Below are 15,358 nucleotides of genomic sequence, written 5' to 3'. Positions count from 1 at the left end.
GGTTATTCTCCCCGTGAGTCAGCGTTATCTTTCTTTTGCTGACGCCCCAGTTCACGTACCGCCATCACGCTGACGCCGGCAACCAGACCGACTACGCCGCCAAGCAGACCGACAGCGCCCGCAGAGATATTGCCGCCTTCTTTCATATTGACGTCAGGTTTCTCTGAACGCGGAGTTTGGTTTTCGACATGAGCAAGCTGGTGAATGCCCTTATGGAAGCCGATACCTTCTTCGTTACAGCCATAGCAAGGATGACCGATCGCCACTGGCCAGACACCGCCAACGTCACAGAACTGTAACGTAGAACAGTTGCCCCAGGTTTCCGGCCCTTTACAGCCAAGATGGTAGAGACACCACCCCTGACGGTGGCCTTCGTCGCCAAATTCTTTGGCAAAACGGCCTGCGTCGAAGTGTGGACGACGTTCGCAATGCTCATGAATCAGACGGCCATAGGCAAAGGTTGGACGATTTTTCGCATCCAGCTTCGGCGGCGTGCCGTAAGTGATGATATGCGCGACGGTCGCCAGGAAGTTATGCGGGTTTGGCGGACAACCTGGAATATTGATAACCGTTTTGCCCGGTAAGACTTCCTGCAGACTGACAGCGCCGGTTGGGTTTACGCCAGCCGCAGCAACGCCACCCCATGCCGAGCAGGAACCGATAGCGATAATCGCGGCTGCGCCGTCGGCGGCTTTGCGGATGTGATCCACGATCGGCTCGCCGGCAACCATGCAGTAGATACCGTTATCTTTTAGTGGGATAGAACCATCCACCACCAGAACATATTGCCCTTTATACTTCTCCAGAGCGTTATGTTTGTTTTCTTCGACCTGGTGACCGAATGCGGCGGAAAGCACCTCGTGGTATTCCAGAGAGATAGTCTCCAGAACGAGGTTTTCAACGGTTGGGTGTGTAGCACGAAGCAGTGATTCGGTACAACCGGTACACTCCTGAGCGCCAATCCAGATAACGGGCGGACGCTGTGGATTGGATACCGATTCTGCCATTTCTGCGGCGGCTTTGCTACTGAGCCCCATAGTAGCGGCCAGTGCTGCACAAAGCTTCATGAAATCACGACGGTTAATGCCGTGAGAAGTGATGAGAGTATTATCTCCAGTCATTTTATAGTTATTCCGTTACGAAGACCTGGCTTTTATTTTGCACTGTTCGCGAAGAAGTTATTGCGATCGGTACGCCATTTACCACACTTTTTTTATGGTTATGTGCGCCATAATACTTCGACGGAACAGTAAAACGAAGGGAAGAAGCGATAGTGTAATTAATTAAAGCAAGATAATACCCCTGTTGGATCAACCTTCGAGTCGATAACCAGCCATAAAGAAGCGAACCGCCATCCCGGAATGATTCTCTTTAAAGAAATCCATCACCATTTCTTTCTCCAGACCATAGCGACGCGTCAGAATTCCGGCCTCCCACGCGCTAAGTTGACGATCGCCGGTCTTTTCGAACATACGGTGTGTAAAACCTAATACAAAGCCACGTTTATACTCAGAACAGAAATTCACCGCATGATGCGCGCTATATGCATATGGCGCGTGCAACCCGGCCATTAACCCTTTCCCAAAATGATTATTCATCTGACCTCCCCAGTCGCTATGTAATAAATTATATAGCGACTGGTTAAATGAAGGCCAGCGCATTACGCGCTTTTTTGCTTCACATCAGAAAGCAACCCATTCATCAGTAGACTGTGCGGGAGCCGACGCCATTCTCTGAACGCCAGGCGCCGCTTTCGCCGTGACGCGTTGTTGCGGCTCACTAGCGGAAAGCCGGAACTGCTGTACGGAGCGTTGCAAATCCTCCGTCTGCCGTTCCAGCGCCGCCGCCGCCGCGGAAACCTGCTCAACCAGCGCGGCGTTTTGTTGCGTAACGCTATCCATTTGCGTGATCGCCACGCCAACCTGAGAGATACCTTTACTCTGATCTTCGGAGGCGGACGCGATCTGTTTCATAATCGTCGTCACTTCCGTGACGCCACGCAGGATGGCGTCCATCGTCGCGCCGGTCTCCTGGACCAACTGCGCGCCCTGCGCTACGCGACGTACCGATTCGCCAATCAAGGCTTCAATTTCTTTCGCCGCCCCCGCGCTGCGGCTGGCCAGGTTACGAACCTCACCGGCGACCACCGCGAAGCCGCGTCCCTGCTCGCCCGCTCTGGCCGCTTCTACTGCTGCGTTCAAGGCCAGAATATTGGTCTGGAAAGCAATACTATTAATCACGGTAGTAATTTCGGCGATCTGCTGCGAACTGGCGGAAATACCGTCCATGGTTTCTACCACATCGGAAACCAGCTCACCGCCTTTTCCTGCCGTTAGCGAGGCGGCGTCCGCAAGCTGACTCGCCTGGCGAGCGTGTTCGGCGTTCATTTTCACCGTTGCGGTAAGCTGTTCCATGCTGGCGGCAGTTTCTTCCAGCGCGGCGGCCTGTTCTTCCGTTCGGGAAGAGAGATCGTTATTACCGGTAGAAATTTCCGTCGCGCCGCGCCAGATATTGTCGCTTCCGGCGCGGATCGTACTCACGGCTTCGCGTAAACTGTCCTGCATCGCGCGCAGTAGCGGCACCAACCGGCCTACACAGTTACGCCCCAACGCTTCAATCGGCTGGCTAAGATCGCCTTGCGCGATGCGCTGAAATTGCTGACGGATGCGCTCCAGCGGTTTCACCATCATTGCAACCAGATAGCGATCGGTAAAAATCAGGATGGCAATGCCCAGAATCACCGCCGTGATAAGCAGGATGCGGATGGTATGGGTTTTACCATCGACCATCACGCGGGTGTTATCCAGCATGGTGCCAGCTTCATGACTAAACCGTTCCGCGCTGGCGCCGAACGCGCGACTGAGCGCGGGCGTGACCGTACTGGCATGTTCGCTCCAGGCGGTCAGCGATCCTTGCTGCGCCAGTTGCATTTGAGGAACGACGCCTTTCTCCAGCAAGGCCTGCCAGTTGGACAAGACCTCCCTTGAGATATCAGGGTTCATCGGCCCTGGCGATAGCGCTTTCATCTCCTCCAGCTTCTGACGCATATTCTCGAGCGACTGCCGGGCGGGCGCAAAATCGGGCGTGCCGCCGCTGATTTTTACATCCATCGCGCGGCTAAGACGGGTAACAAAGCGGAAATATTGATCGTTACCCTGGCTTAGCACCGTCATTTGCCGCACAAGATGCCGGTCAATATCATTTCCTTCCGAAACTTCGGATAAAGCATGGACGCTGTATAACCCCACCCCCGACCAGAGTAGACAAAAAAGTCCCAGTATCGTCAGCATGACCATACGAATAGTAAAGTTTTGCAGCAAACGCATATGAATTTCCTTGCTGAATATAAGAGATTAGTCATCAGACGATGACGCACTCTCGTTATCGGCAAGGCGCGGAGAATATATAATGCATTCTCCATTTTTTTACAGTTATCGCCGTTTACGTACCCGCAGATGTTATATATCTGTGAACGCAGAGAAAATCTTTTAGTCTTATTACTGGGTAAATGAATAGATGTAGTAAAAATATTGCGTAAGACTGCAGGGAGATGGTTATCCGCCGTTAAAGAAGCGCGGTTTTACAGCCGGGCTCAGCGTCCTTTGCCCGACTGCCCCGCCGTTGACGGCGGCTCAATGGTTATGCCGCGTCAATCTGTCCAGATAGCCCATCACGAATGCCGACAGGACAAAGGTCAGATGGATGATGACATACCACATTAATTTGTTATCCGGGACGTTTTTCGCGTCCATAAACACGCGTAACAGGTGAATGGAAGAGATAGCGACTATCGATGCCGCCACCTTATTTTTTAGCGAAGTCGCATCCATTTTCCCCAGCCAGTTCAGCTTCTCCTTGCCCGCAGAGATATCCAGCTGAGAGACAAAGTTTTCATACCCGGAGAACATGACCATTACCAGCAATCCGCCAACCAGCGTCATATCAACCAGCGATAACAGCACCAGGATCAGATCGGCCTCCGCCAGGGCAAAAACGTTCGGCAGAACGTGTAGAATTTCCTGGAAAAATTTTAGCGCTAAAGCGATCAGCGCCAAAGAGAGGCCAAAATACACCGGCGCGAGCAGCCAGCGAGACGCATACATTACATTTTCAAGAAAGCGTTCCATAGGGACCTGTCAGGTAACTAAAACCAGCAACAGTATATCTCAACCATGCAACATCAGATCAACATGCAGTTAAGAGCCTATCCCACCAGGCGTTATTGGCGCAGCCAGTTTGGACACGGACAGCGCGCAAAAACCGGAGCGTACACGTAGTACGTGAGGTTTGACTCGCTACGCTCGCCCTTCGGGCCGCCGCTAGCGGCGTTCAAAACGCTAACGCGTTTTGGCGAGCACTGCCCAGGTCCAAAATGGCAAGTAAAATAGCCCTAATGGGATAGGCTCTAAATCTCATCCGGTTTAACCTGTGGGCGCTGATATTCCGGCCATACCAGCGCGACCAACGCCGGGTAGGCTTCAAGACTGAACTCACGAAAACACTGGCGTAAATTAAGGACGTCCAAATCCGAATACGGCACCTTTTCTCCGTTCAGACAACGCTTCTTAATATTGTCGTAATACTTATAAACGGCAGAGTTAAGGTCGCTGCAACGACGCTGTGCGTCAAATAATCCTGGCGTTTCATTCAACTCAGTCATTGTCATTCGTTTTATCGTTGCATGAAGGAAATCGATATATTCATGGTTAACGCGCCAGTACCATACCGGCGTTATCGAATTCATTAATACTGAGAAATGATCTTCGCCCTCTTCCTTTGTCATGGGTTCAGTTTGATTTAAATTTACGACTTTTCCACCAGGACGTTTTTTATTAACCTCCCACATCAGGAAGAGTATCGCGCCGGTCAGTAATAGCAATATAATAACAGAATAAAAAATACTGTTCATAGCAGGCTCCATTTTTTTTGATTTTAAAATTACGCCATGTTATTGTCAACGAAACCTACACTATTAAAAATAGTATACCACTGATCGTAAAGGATATTTAGTCATGCTTCCTGAGCATCTGGTTTCCTCTCATTTTCGCCTGTCATCGCCGCCCCCTGAAGCCACAGAAAACAGTAAAAATTTGCCTAAGGGAAAGACAAAACTCAGCGATTTCGAGCCCGATATTTTAATTAGCGCTAACGCTGCCGGACAACACAGAAACGTATTATTTGAAGAACGCGACCGTCATATTAAAGAACGTCTGTATTGTGTGGCTAAAATTGAAACGTTTGCCCGCCTGATAAACGCACTACAGGCAGAAGGCGATATTGATGCCCAAACGCTAAGTAAAATACTGGCGGATAAAACCGCAATGATAAATGAAAAAGGCAATGCCATTTGGCTTAATTTAATCACTCGCGAAACCAATATGCCGCTATTTTATTCACTGGAAGATAAAGATGAAAGAAGTTGAAGACAATAACGTTTATTTGGCTTTAGACAACCATAAAAGTGATGAATTTATCTTAAAGCAAAATCTTGCAGCGCTAATCGCCAGTAAAAATGCCACCCTGGAAAAGGTAACGCAGGAGGTGGTATCCATACCGGCGGCGTTAGTGCGCCTGAAGTGGCAAAACCGACGGGAGATGTATGCGTTACAGGTCAAAGAGGAGATTTATGGCGCGACCATCAATGCCATTATCGAGCAGCATCCTGAATTACGAGACAAAATTATGTCTCGTCTTGAAAGTGACTGGCAGCATCTGCTGGCTTGCGAGGCGGCAACCTTACGTCTGACGCGTAAGCTTTCTGATGGCGACTACCGGACGCGCAACGTCGCCACCGTCGCACGGCAAGAAAAATAACCTTCATGGCTAGTTAACTCTGTTGTAAATACGGGCGAAGCATAAGGATCGTTCTGATTCTCCCTCTTACGGTAGTAAAAGTGTCTACGCTTAAAGGGTGTTCAACCTGAAGGGAGAAGCTCAATGTCTCATCTATACGACCCTACCACGCAGTATTACACCGGCGAGTATCCTAAGCAAAAACAGCCGGCGCCCGGCGTCCAGGCGAAAATGACGCCTGTTCCTGACTGTGGCGAAAAAAGTTATGTCGGCAGTGGTCGCCTTAAAGATCGTAAGGCGCTGGTGACAGGGGGCGACTCCGGGATTGGGCGCGCTGCCGCTATCGCTTACGCGCGTGAAGGCGCAGATGTCGCGATCAACTATCTGCCAGCGGAAGAAGAGGACGCCCAGCAGGTTAAAGCGCTGATTGAGGAGTGCGGCCGTAAAGCGGTGTTATTGCCAGGCGATCTTAGCGACGAATCGTTCGCCCGTTCGCTGGTCCATAAGGCGCGTGAAGCGCTGGGCGGGCTGGACATTCTGGCGCTGGTGGCCGGTAAACAGACGGCAATCCCGGAGATAAAAGATCTGACCAGCGAGCAATTTCAGCAAACCTTCGCCGTTAACGTTTTTGCCCTGTTCTGGATAACCCAGGAAGCGATTCCGCTGCTGCCAAAAGGTGCCAGTATTATCACAACGTCGTCTATCCAGGCGTATCAGCCCAGTCCGCACCTGCTGGATTATGCGGCAACCAAGGCGGCAATCCTCAATTACAGCCGTGGCCTGGCGAAACAGGTGGCGGAAAAAGGAATTCGTGTGAATATTGTCGCGCCTGGCCCTATCTGGACAGCGCTGCAAATTTCCGGCGGTCAAACCCAGGATAAAATTCCGCAGTTTGGTCAGCAAACGCCAATGAAGCGGGCCGGCCAACCGGCAGAGCTGGCGCCGGTGTATGTTTATCTGGCAAGCCAGGAATCCAGTTACGTTACCGCAGAAGTGCACGGCGTGTGCGGCGGGGAACATTTAGGCTAACGCATGAAGTCGATTAAGATGGCGCACTTCTGTTAAGCAAAGCGCCACTTTAAGCAATAAAAAAGCCGGGTGGCGACTTCGCCTTACCCGGCCTACAGCGTCAGCAGAATACTTATTTCGCTTTCGCGGTCTCTTCGCCGACCAGACCAATCTTGAGATAGCCCGCCTGATGCAGCATATCCATCACTTTCATCAGAGTTTCATACTCTACGGTTTTATCCGCGCGGAAGAAAATCGTAGTATCCTTTTTCCCTTCCGTCAGGGCCGTTAGCTCGGCAATCATCGTATCATCCGTCACCGGATCGTTACCGATAAACATGGTGTTATCCGCTTTCACCGACAGATAAACCGGTTTTTCCGGACGCGGCTGTGGCGTACTGGTAGAAGCGGGCAGATTCACCTTGACGTCCACCGTCGCCAGCGGCGCAGCCACCATAAAGATAATCAGCAAAACCAACATGACATCGATAAACGGCGTCACGTTGATTTCATGCATTTCGCCGTTGTCATCCAGGTTCTCGTTAAGACGCATTGCCATGGCGCATTACCCTACCCGTAATTTCTGCGCGGCGCGTACCGGCTGCGCACTGGCGCTCGCATTCAGATCGAGATCGCGGCTCTGCAGCAACAATACCTGCGCCGCCATGTCGCCCAGCGTCGCTTTGTAACTGCCTATCTGACGTGCGAAGATGTTGTAAATGACGACCGCCGGGATCGCGGCTACCAGCCCGATCGCCGTCGCCAGCAGCGCTTCCGCAATACCAGGAGCGACCACCGCCAGATTGGTGGTCTGCGTTTGCGCAATACCGATGAAGCTATTCATAATGCCCCATACGGTGCCAAACAACCCGACGAAGGGGGAAATGGCGCCGATCGTCGCCAGATAACCGTTGCCTCGTCCCATGTAGCGGCCAGCTGCCGCGACGCGACGTTCCAGACGGAAGCCGGTACGTTCTTTAATCCCTTCGTTATCTTCGCTGCCCTGAGAGAGTTCCAGTTCATTCTGCGCTTCATTGATGAGCTGTGCGCTGAGGCTTTTTGCGCTGAAACCTGCCGCAATGTCGGAAGCCTGATCTAAAGAGCGCACATCGGCTAATTGCAGTTGTTCGCGCTTTAAGCGGCGCTTTTGCGTGAAAAATTCAACGCTTTTACTGAAGAAGATAGCCCAGGTGACGACTGACGCCAGAATCAGACCAATCATCACGCACTTCACGACAATATCGGCGTGCTGATACATACCCCAGACGGAGAGATCCGTCTGCATCAAATTATTACCCACTCTGTATCTCCAGGACGCAAATCACAAAATCTGAGCATAATAATATCAAAACGACGTCGAATTGATAGTCGTTCTCATTACTATTTACATACTGCCGCACCTTTAATGCTTTTTCTTTGCGCTTACGCATTAAAAAAGCCACCTGTTTTTATTTTGGCAAAATTTTCATCTGTATCACACGTCGCCAGGGTGCAGATGGTTATATTCATGCTAGTTTAGACATCCAGACGGTTAAAATCAGGAAACGCAACATGACGGATAAACAGCTGGATACCAAACTGGTAAACGCAGGACGCAGCAAAAAATACACGCTTGGCTCAGTGAATAGTGTGATTCAACGCGCTTCTTCACTGGTGTTTGACACCGTCGAGGCCAAAAAACACGCTACCCGCAATCGCGCCAACGGCGAATTATTTTACGGACGCCGGGGAACGCTGACCCACTTTTCGCTCCAGGAAGCCATGTGTGAACTGGAAGGCGGCGCCGGATGCGCGCTCTTCCCGTGCGGCGCGGCGGCGGTCGCCAACACCATTCTGGCATTCGTTGAGCAGGGCGACCACATCCTGATGACCAATACAGCCTATGAACCCAGCCAGGATTTCTGCAGCAAAATTCTCGGCAAACTGGGCGTGACGACAAGCTGGTTCGACCCGCTCATCGGCGCGGATATCACGCAACATATTCAGCCGAACACGAAAGTCGTTTTTCTGGAATCACCCGGTTCTATTACCATGGAAGTACATGATATTCCGACCATTGTCAGTGCGGTCAGACGCGTCGCGCCAGAAACCGTCATCATGATTGATAATACCTGGGCGGCTGGCGTTCTGTTCAAAGCGCTGGAATTCGATATTGATATCTCTATCCAGGCGGGCACTAAATATCTGATTGGTCATTCTGACGCGATGGTCGGCACTGCCGTTGCAAATGCGCGCTGCTGGGAACAATTGCGGGAAAACGCCTATCTGATGGGGCAAATGCTCGACGCCGACACGGCTTATATGACCAGCCGCGGTCTGCGCACGCTCGGCGTCCGACTGCGCCAGCATCAAGAAAGCAGCCTCAAAATCGCCGCATGGCTGGCGAACCATCCTCAGGTCGCGCGCGTTAATCATCCGGCCCTGCCGGGTAGCAAAGGTCATGCGTTCTGGAAACGAGACTTTACAGGCAGCAGCGGTCTGTTCTCCTTTGTGCTCAATAAAAAGCTGACCGAGGCAGAATTATCAGCCTATCTGGATAACTTTTCGCTGTTCAGTATGGCCTACTCCTGGGGAGGCTACGAATCGCTGATAATTGCTAATCAGCCGGAACAGATCGCCGCGATTCGTCCCGCAGGCGGCGTAGATTTTACCGGTACGCTGGTCCGGGTGCATATTGGTTTAGAGAATGTTGATGATTTGATCGCTGATTTAGCCGCCGGCTTCGCCAGAATTGTGTAAAGTTGCCGTGGATGGACATATATGCAGACAATTTCCGTCGAAAAGTCTGCGTTTGTTGCGTCCGGGATCAAGGCATCCCGGACGATTCAGGAGTACAATAGGTGGATAAAAGCGTAAATGCTGTTCCACAGGAAAGTTCATGGCTGTCATTCAAGATATTATCGCTGCGCTCTGGCAACATGATTTTGCCGCGCTGGCGAATCCACACGTTGTTAGCGTCGTCTACTTTGTCATGTTCGCCACGCTATTTTTAGAAAACGGTCTGCTGCCAGCGTCGTTCTTACCCGGCGATAGTCTGCTGCTACTGGCAGGCGCGTTGATCGCCCAGGATGTGATGCATTTTTTGCCGACGATTGGCATTCTCACCGCCGCGGCCAGTCTCGGCTGCTGGCTTAGTTATATCCAGGGACGCTGGCTCGGTAATACGCGTACCGTCAAAGGCTGGCTGGCGCAGCTTCCGGCAAAATATCATCAGCGCGCCACCTGCATGTTTGACCGTCATGGTTTGTTAGCGTTGCTTGCCGGGCGCTTTCTGGCGTTTGTCCGCACTCTGCTGCCAACAATGGCGGGTATTTCCGGCCTGTCCAACCGCCGGTTTCAGTTTTTTAACTGGTTAAGCGGCCTGCTGTGGGTAACTGTCGTGACCAGCTTCGGCTACGCGCTCAGTATGATCCCGTTTGTTAAGCGCCATGAAGACCAGGTAATGACATTTTTAATGATCCTTCCCGTCGCGCTACTGGTCGCCGGGCTGTTAGGTACGCTGGTCGTGGTGATTAAAAAGAAATACTGTAACGCCTGACGTATTCATAATCGGCCAGGATGGCCCGGTTACGCTTCGTTGAGCCGTGGCGGGATGCCCCACTTAGCTCCCTTGCATTGTCCGCATTCTTGCCGCATCTTCGCCCGGCGTAACGCCAAAATAACGTTTAAACTCCCGGCTAAACTGCGATGCGCTCTCATAGCCGACCCGCATCGCCGCGGCGCTGGCCTTCATACCGTCGTGAATCATCATCATCCGCGCTTTATGCAGTCGGTAGCTTTTTAAATACTGCAACGGCGAGGTGCTGGTGACCGCCTTAAAATTATGGTGAAACGCCGACACGCTCATGTTCGCTTCTGCCGCCAGTTGCTCAACATTCAGGTTCTCGGTGTATTTCATTTCGATCTGTTTAAGTACGCGACTGATCAGGCTAAAGTGCGTCTGGCGACTAACCAGTGCAAGCAGCGCCCCGCCGCGCGGCCCCATCAGCACATGATAAAGAATTTCGCGAATAATCTGTTTTCCCAGAATCCGCGCATCCAGCGGGCGCTCCATCACATCCAGCAATCTTTCCACCGCGCATAAAATCTCGTCCGACAGCGTGGCGGAGTTAATCCCACTGGCCGCCATCGGCAACTGGAAACGCTCATCTTCGCCAATGTCCATGAGCAACTCTTGCAGTTGCAGCACATCAATGTCGAGCCGAATGCCGGCCAGCGGTACCTCCGGCGTCGCCCAGGTCTCGCATTCAAAAGGAAGCGGCACGGTCAGTAAAAGATATTCATTAGCGTCATAACGAAACTTGCGCTTGTTAATATAGCCAATTTTATGGCCGGAAAAGAGAAATATGATGCCAGGCTGATACATGACCGGCGTGCGCGGCCCCGGTTCAACACCATACAACAGACGAATGCCCGCCAGCCGCTCGCTGATTATTTTATCATTATTTTTTAAATGATTAATTTTATCCGCCAACTGTAAGCAAATTGCTTCACGATTCATAACGCGCCATTTTTTCATCAAATCCACTCCGCTGGATTGTGCGCATTTTTAGCGATTTTCTCCAGCATTCTGGAGAAATAGGCAAAACATTGGCAGAAATGTGCATTGAGAGACATCCCTCACAAGACCACAATGATGACCATCAGGCAGACAGCCGCCTGCCCTCTTTTTACCCACATAAGGGAATGAGCAATGAACAATTTCAAATTACATACCCCTACCCGCATTCTGTTTGGTAAAGGCGCTATCGTCGATCTCCGAGATCAGATCCCGCAGGACGCCCGCGTGCTGATTACCTATGGCGGTGGTAGCGTGAAAAAGACCGGCGTACTGGCGCAAGTTCAGGAAGCGTTAAAAGGACTGGATGTTCGGGAGTTTGGCGGTATTGAACCGAACCCGTCCTATGAAACGCTGATGAAGGCCGTGCAGCTTGTGCGCGACGAAAATATTACCTTCCTGCTGGCCGTTGGCGGCGGTTCCGTACTGGACGGCACCAAATTTATCGCCGCAGCGGCGCAGTATACGAACGACGTCGATCCGTGGCACATTCTGGAAACCGGCGGTACTGAGATTCGTAGCGCAATCCCGATGGGGTCTGTGCTGACCCTACCGGCAACCGGCTCAGAATCGAACGCCGGCGCAGTCATTTCCCGTAAAACCACTGGCGACAAACAGGCCTTCCACTCCTCGTTCGTGCAACCGGTGTTTGCCGTACTGGATCCGGTCTACACCTATACATTGCCGCCGCGCCAGGTTGCGAACGGCGTCGTGGATGCTTTCGTCCATACCGTTGAGCAGTACGTCACTTACCCGGTTAACGGCAAAATTCAGGATCGTTTCGCCGAAGGTATTTTACTCACACTGATCGAAGAAGGTCCCAAAGCGCTGCAAGAGCCTGAAAACTATGACGTCCGCGCTAATGTGATGTGGGCCGCTACTCAGGCGTTGAATGGCCTGATTGGCGCTGGTGTTCCACAGGACTGGGCGACGCATATGCTGGGTCATGAGCTTACGGCGATGCACGGTCTCGATCATGCCCAGACGCTGGCTATCATTCTGCCTGCGCTATGGAACGAAAAACGAGACGTTAAACGCGCAAAACTCCTGCAATATGCTGAACGTGTATGGAATATCACCGACGGTTCCGACGACGAGCGTATTGATGCCGCCATTGCCGCCACCCGCCGTTTCTTCGAACAGATGGGCGTGCCTACCCGCCTGTCCGATTACGGCCTGGATGGCAGCGCTATTCCGGCGCTACTGGCCAAACTTGAGGCGCATGGATGCACAAATTTAGGTGAAAATCAGGATATTACGCTGGATGTCAGCCGTCGGATTTATGAAGCGGCGCGCTAAGGTTTTTTCGCCTCTGACTTTCGTTTTTGGCCATTTCGTCCAGACTTAAGTCACTTAGTCTCGCCGGACCCGACTCCGGCGAGCCAATTAAAAGAGGAACACATCATGGCTAATCCAACCATTATCAGGCTACAGGATGGCAACGTAATGCCACAACTTGGGCTGGGAGTCTGGAAAGCAAGCAATGAAGAGGTGATCGCGGCGATTCATAAAGCGCTGGAGGTGGGCTATCGATCGATTGATACCGCCACAGCATATCAGAATGAAGAAGGCGTCGGCAAAGCGCTAAAAGCAGCGAGCGTGGCGCGGGAAGAGCTGTTTATCACCACCAAGTTGTGGAATGACGATCAAAAACGTCCCCGCGAAGCCCTGCAGGAGAGTCTGAAAAAACTGCAGCTTGATTATCTCGATCTCTATCTGATGCACTGGCCCGTACCGGCTATCGATCACTATGTTGACGCCTGGAAGGGCATGATCGCGCTGCAAAAAGAGGGGCTGGTAAAAAGTATCGGGGTCTGTAACTTTCAGATCCATCACCTCCAGCGTCTGATCGATGAAACCGGCGTTACCCCTGTGATCAACCAGATCGAGCTTCACCCCTTGATGCAACAGCGCCAGCTACATGCGTGGAATGCAACGCATAAAATCCAGACCGAGTCCTGGAGCCCGCTGGCACAGGGCGGCGAAGGCGTATTCGATCAGAAAGTGATTCGCGAACTGGCGGATAAATACGGCAAAACGCCCGCCCAGATTGTTATTCGCTGGCATCTGGACTGCGGGCTGGTCGTCATTCCAAAATCCGTCACCCCTTCCCGTATCGCGGAAAACTTTGCTGTCTGGGATTTCCGTCTCGATAAAGATGAATTAGGCGAGATCGCAAAACTGGATCAAGGAAAACGCCTCGGCCCCGATCCGGATCAGTTCGGCGGTTAAGCCGGATTTATCGCACGTCATGCCCGACGATATCGTCGGGCTTTTTTGCATTCCGAAATATTAAGAAACAATTACGCGCATTTAACAGTATATTTCCCCCACACACAAGCGCAGAATTATTCTGATTTTGTGAATATTTATTCATAATTATTATCAATTTACTTAATACATATAAAATATTTATGGATGTGCGATTGTGGCGGAAAAAAAATCTCAGGGCGTCAAATGGCTCCCATTCATTCTTATTCTGATTATCGCCGCCGGACTGTGGCAGCTAACGCCCCCTTCCGGGTTAAGCGCGCCGGCCTGGCATTCCGCGATTATTTTTGTCGCGACGATCGCCTCTATCGTGGCGAAAGTGCTGCCTATTGGCGCGGTCGGTATTATCGGCATCACCGTCTTTGCGCTCGCCTATGCTGCCGGCGACAAAACGGCCAGCGGCGCGATTACCACGGCGTTGAGCGAGCTGAACAGTTCGCTAATCTGGCTTATCGTCGTCGCCTTTATGATTGCCCGTGGGTTTATCAAAACCGGGCTGGGTCGGCGTATCGCCCTACAAATGATCCGTCTGTTAGGTAAACGAACGCTGGGCCTGGCTTATGGCCTGGCGTTTGCCGATCTGATCCTCTCCCCCGCGATGCCCAGTAACACCGCGCGCTGCGGCGGCGTGATTTACCCGATCGCCGACTCGCTGGCGCGCAGCTTTGATTCACATCCGGAAGATGAGTCTCGCAGCAAAATCGGCACCTTTCTGATCACCTGTATTGGCAATGTTAACGACGTCACCGCCGCACTGTTTATGACCGGTTATACGGGTAACCTGCTGGCGGTAAAACTGGCGGCGAACGCCGGCGTTACGTTGAGCTGGGGAAGCTGGTTTATCGCCGCGCTCCTGCCTTGCCTGGTCTCTTTTCTTATCGTCCCGCTGCTGGTCTACTGGCTGACCCGTCCGGAAATTAAACATACGCCGGATGCGCCGGATCTGGCGCGCAAAGAGCTGGCGCAAATGGGCAGTATGGCGCGCGGCGAGTGGCTCATGCTGGCGACCGTCGGCGTGTTGCTGGTGCTATGGATTTTTGGCAGCTCGCTCGGCGTGGATGCCACGACGGCCTCTTTTGTCGGTCTCTCGATTTTATTACTGAGCGGCGTGCTCACCTGGGAAGACGTTAAAAGCGAAAAAGGCGCCTGGGATACGTTGATTTGGTTTGCCGCGCTGCTGATGATGGCTAACCAGTTGAAGAAGCTAGGATTCACCAGCTGGTTTGGCAACCTGATTGGCGACAGCATCGGCAGTACGATGCATGGAACCAGTTGGATAATCATCCTGCTGCTGCTTAACGCAGCCTATTTTTATACCCACTATTTTTTCGCCAGCGGTAACGCGCAAATCGCCGCGCTGTATGCGGTGTTTCTGGGCGTAGGTCTGCATCTGAATATACCGGCGGCGCCGATGGCGCTTATGCTGGCGTTTACCAGCAGCCTGTACTGCTCTCTTACGCAGTATACCCACGCACGCGGCCCCATTCTATTTGGCGCCGGCTATGTACCGACGGGCGTCTGGTGGCGAACGGGATTTATCATCAGTCTCTTTAATCAGGCGGTCTTTTTGACAGTCGGCCTCGCATGGTGGAAAGTGCTGGGTCTTTATTAAACTCAGTCGCGAAGATAATTGAGCGGTTAATCGTCTCTTCCGGCCCGACAATTGTCGGGCTTTTCGGAAATCATCAATTTCCCCCGTTAGCCCTCACTTGTTAATATTTACAACTC

The 15,358-nt window shown here is 52.0% G+C and carries 15 protein-coding genes and 1 pseudogene; 8 read left to right on the top strand and 8 right to left on the bottom strand.

Annotated features, from left to right (window positions below; all coding sequences use genetic code 11):
• Positions 1-2: 2 nt before the first annotated feature.
• From hybO to ACLD4K_RS11570, 5 genes are all read right to left on the bottom strand, one after another.
• The gene (gene hybO, locus ACLD4K_RS11590; protein WP_000145429.1) at positions 3-1,121 is read right to left on the bottom strand and encodes a hydrogenase 2 small subunit; all 1,119 of its coding nucleotides are present in this window, start codon (positions 1,119-1,121) and stop codon (positions 3-5) included.
• A gap of 189 nt (positions 1,122-1,310) precedes the next feature.
• On the bottom strand, positions 1,311-1,598 hold the full coding sequence (locus ACLD4K_RS11585; RefSeq protein ID WP_183059497.1) for a DUF2623 family protein: 288 nt from the start codon (positions 1,596-1,598) through the stop codon (positions 1,311-1,313).
• Between the two features lie 84 nt (positions 1,599-1,682).
• The gene (locus tag ACLD4K_RS11580) at positions 1,683-3,326 is read right to left on the bottom strand and encodes a methyl-accepting chemotaxis protein (protein ID WP_411011894.1); all 1,644 of its coding nucleotides are present in this window, start codon (positions 3,324-3,326) and stop codon (positions 1,683-1,685) included.
• 306 nt (positions 3,327-3,632) lie between these two features.
• A complete protein-coding gene (locus tag ACLD4K_RS11575) occupies positions 3,633-4,127 on the bottom strand; it encodes a TIGR00645 family protein (protein WP_000439335.1) in 495 nt (164 codons plus the stop codon).
• Positions 4,128-4,405: 278 nt separating this feature from the next.
• Positions 4,406-4,909 (bottom strand): ESA_00282 family adhesion-associated protein, encoded by a 504-nt coding sequence (locus ACLD4K_RS11570; RefSeq protein WP_001534190.1) that lies wholly within the window; start codon positions 4,907-4,909, stop codon positions 4,406-4,408.
• 103 nt (positions 4,910-5,012) lie between these two features.
• Between ACLD4K_RS11570 and ACLD4K_RS11565 the strand changes: the two genes are divergently transcribed.
• The 3 genes from ACLD4K_RS11565 (at position 5,013) to ACLD4K_RS11555 (ending at position 6,822) form a co-directional block, all read left to right on the top strand.
• Entirely contained in the window at positions 5,013-5,423 is a 411-nt protein-coding gene (locus ACLD4K_RS11565) for a hypothetical protein (protein WP_000936441.1), read from the top strand.
• Positions 5,410-5,814 (top strand): cytoplasmic protein, encoded by a 405-nt coding sequence (locus ACLD4K_RS11560; RefSeq protein ID WP_411011893.1) that lies wholly within the window; start codon positions 5,410-5,412, stop codon positions 5,812-5,814. Before ACLD4K_RS11565 ends, ACLD4K_RS11560 begins: the two co-directional genes overlap by 14 nt.
• A 123-nt stretch (positions 5,815-5,937) precedes the next feature.
• Positions 5,938-6,822, top strand: coding sequence for an SDR family oxidoreductase (locus ACLD4K_RS11555; RefSeq protein ID WP_000019032.1), 885 nt, complete (start codon positions 5,938-5,940; stop codon positions 6,820-6,822).
• Positions 6,823-6,934: 112 nt separating this feature from the next.
• Here the strand turns inward: ACLD4K_RS11555 and exbD are convergent, their stop codons facing one another.
• Together exbD and exbB are read right to left on the bottom strand one after the other, a co-directional pair.
• Complete coding sequence (gene exbD, locus ACLD4K_RS11550; protein WP_001251476.1) at positions 6,935-7,360, bottom strand: TonB system transport protein ExbD; 426 nt, start codon at positions 7,358-7,360, stop codon at positions 6,935-6,937.
• Between the two features lie 6 nt (positions 7,361-7,366).
• On the bottom strand, positions 7,367-8,101 hold the full coding sequence (gene exbB, locus ACLD4K_RS11545; protein WP_411011892.1) for a tol-pal system-associated acyl-CoA thioesterase: 735 nt from the start codon (positions 8,099-8,101) through the stop codon (positions 7,367-7,369).
• A gap of 251 nt (positions 8,102-8,352) precedes the next feature.
• Between exbB and metC the strand changes: the two genes are divergently transcribed.
• A complete protein-coding gene (gene metC / locus ACLD4K_RS11540) occupies positions 8,353-9,540 on the top strand; it encodes a cystathionine beta-lyase (protein WP_411011891.1) in 1,188 nt (395 codons plus the stop codon).
• 139 nt (positions 9,541-9,679) lie between these two features.
• A complete protein-coding gene (yghB, locus tag ACLD4K_RS11535) occupies positions 9,680-10,339 on the top strand; it encodes a DedA family general envelope maintenance protein YghB (RefSeq protein ID WP_000268441.1) in 660 nt (219 codons plus the stop codon).
• A gap of 63 nt (positions 10,340-10,402) precedes the next feature.
• On the opposite strand, the gene ACLD4K_RS11530 is transcribed toward yghB, so the two are convergent.
• Complete coding sequence (locus ACLD4K_RS11530) at positions 10,403-11,302, bottom strand: AraC family transcriptional regulator (protein ID WP_001078198.1); 900 nt, start codon at positions 11,300-11,302, stop codon at positions 10,403-10,405.
• Positions 11,303-11,494: 192 nt separating this feature from the next.
• On the opposite strand from ACLD4K_RS11530, the gene yqhD reads away from it, so the two are divergent.
• The 3 genes and pseudogenes from yqhD (at position 11,495) to ACLD4K_RS11515 (ending at position 15,242) form a co-directional block, all read left to right on the top strand.
• Positions 11,495-12,658, top strand: coding sequence for an alcohol dehydrogenase (gene yqhD, locus ACLD4K_RS11525; protein ID WP_411011890.1), 1,164 nt, complete (start codon positions 11,495-11,497; stop codon positions 12,656-12,658).
• A gap of 105 nt (positions 12,659-12,763) precedes the next feature.
• Positions 12,764-13,591 (top strand): 2,5-didehydrogluconate reductase DkgA, encoded by an 828-nt coding sequence (gene dkgA, locus ACLD4K_RS11520; RefSeq protein WP_000013100.1) that lies wholly within the window; start codon positions 12,764-12,766, stop codon positions 13,589-13,591.
• Positions 13,592-13,756: 165 nt separating this feature from the next.
• Positions 13,757-15,242 (top strand): annotated as a pseudogene (locus ACLD4K_RS11515) (DASS family sodium-coupled anion symporter).
• Positions 15,243-15,358: the final 116 nt, after the last annotated feature.

Source organism: Salmonella sp. 741265055_HSA (assembly GCF_046569525.1).
GTDB classification, from domain to species: Bacteria; Pseudomonadota; Gammaproteobacteria; order Enterobacterales; family Enterobacteriaceae; genus Salmonella; species Salmonella enterica.
The sequence above is the reverse complement of the archived record's forward strand: the minus strand, read 5'-3'. Positions and strand labels throughout refer to the sequence as shown.

Coding starts and splice junctions, on each gene's coding strand:
- hybO (WP_000145429.1), bottom strand. CDS start 1,121: ATGACTGGAGATAATACTCTCATCACTTCTCACGGCATTAACCGTCGT.
- ACLD4K_RS11585 (WP_183059497.1), bottom strand. CDS start 1,598: ATGAATAATCATTTTGGGAAAGGGTTAATGGCCGGGTTGCACGCGCCA.
- ACLD4K_RS11580 (WP_411011894.1), bottom strand. CDS start 3,326: ATGCGTTTGCTGCAAAACTTTACTATTCGTATGGTCATGCTGACGATA.
- ACLD4K_RS11575 (WP_000439335.1), bottom strand. CDS start 4,127: ATGGAACGCTTTCTTGAAAATGTAATGTATGCGTCTCGCTGGCTGCTC.
- ACLD4K_RS11570 (WP_001534190.1), bottom strand. CDS start 4,909: ATGAACAGTATTTTTTATTCTGTTATTATATTGCTATTACTGACCGGC.
- ACLD4K_RS11565 (WP_000936441.1), top strand. CDS start 5,013: ATGCTTCCTGAGCATCTGGTTTCCTCTCATTTTCGCCTGTCATCGCCG.
- ACLD4K_RS11560 (WP_411011893.1), top strand. CDS start 5,410: ATGAAAGAAGTTGAAGACAATAACGTTTATTTGGCTTTAGACAACCAT.
- ACLD4K_RS11555 (WP_000019032.1), top strand. CDS start 5,938: ATGTCTCATCTATACGACCCTACCACGCAGTATTACACCGGCGAGTAT.
- exbD (WP_001251476.1), bottom strand. CDS start 7,360: ATGGCAATGCGTCTTAACGAGAACCTGGATGACAACGGCGAAATGCAT.
- metC (WP_411011891.1), top strand. CDS start 8,353: ATGACGGATAAACAGCTGGATACCAAACTGGTAAACGCAGGACGCAGC.
- yghB (WP_000268441.1), top strand. CDS start 9,680: ATGGCTGTCATTCAAGATATTATCGCTGCGCTCTGGCAACATGATTTT.
- ACLD4K_RS11530 (WP_001078198.1), bottom strand. CDS start 11,302: ATGAATCGTGAAGCAATTTGCTTACAGTTGGCGGATAAAATTAATCAT.
- yqhD (WP_411011890.1), top strand. CDS start 11,495: ATGAACAATTTCAAATTACATACCCCTACCCGCATTCTGTTTGGTAAA.
- dkgA (WP_000013100.1), top strand. CDS start 12,764: ATGGCTAATCCAACCATTATCAGGCTACAGGATGGCAACGTAATGCCA.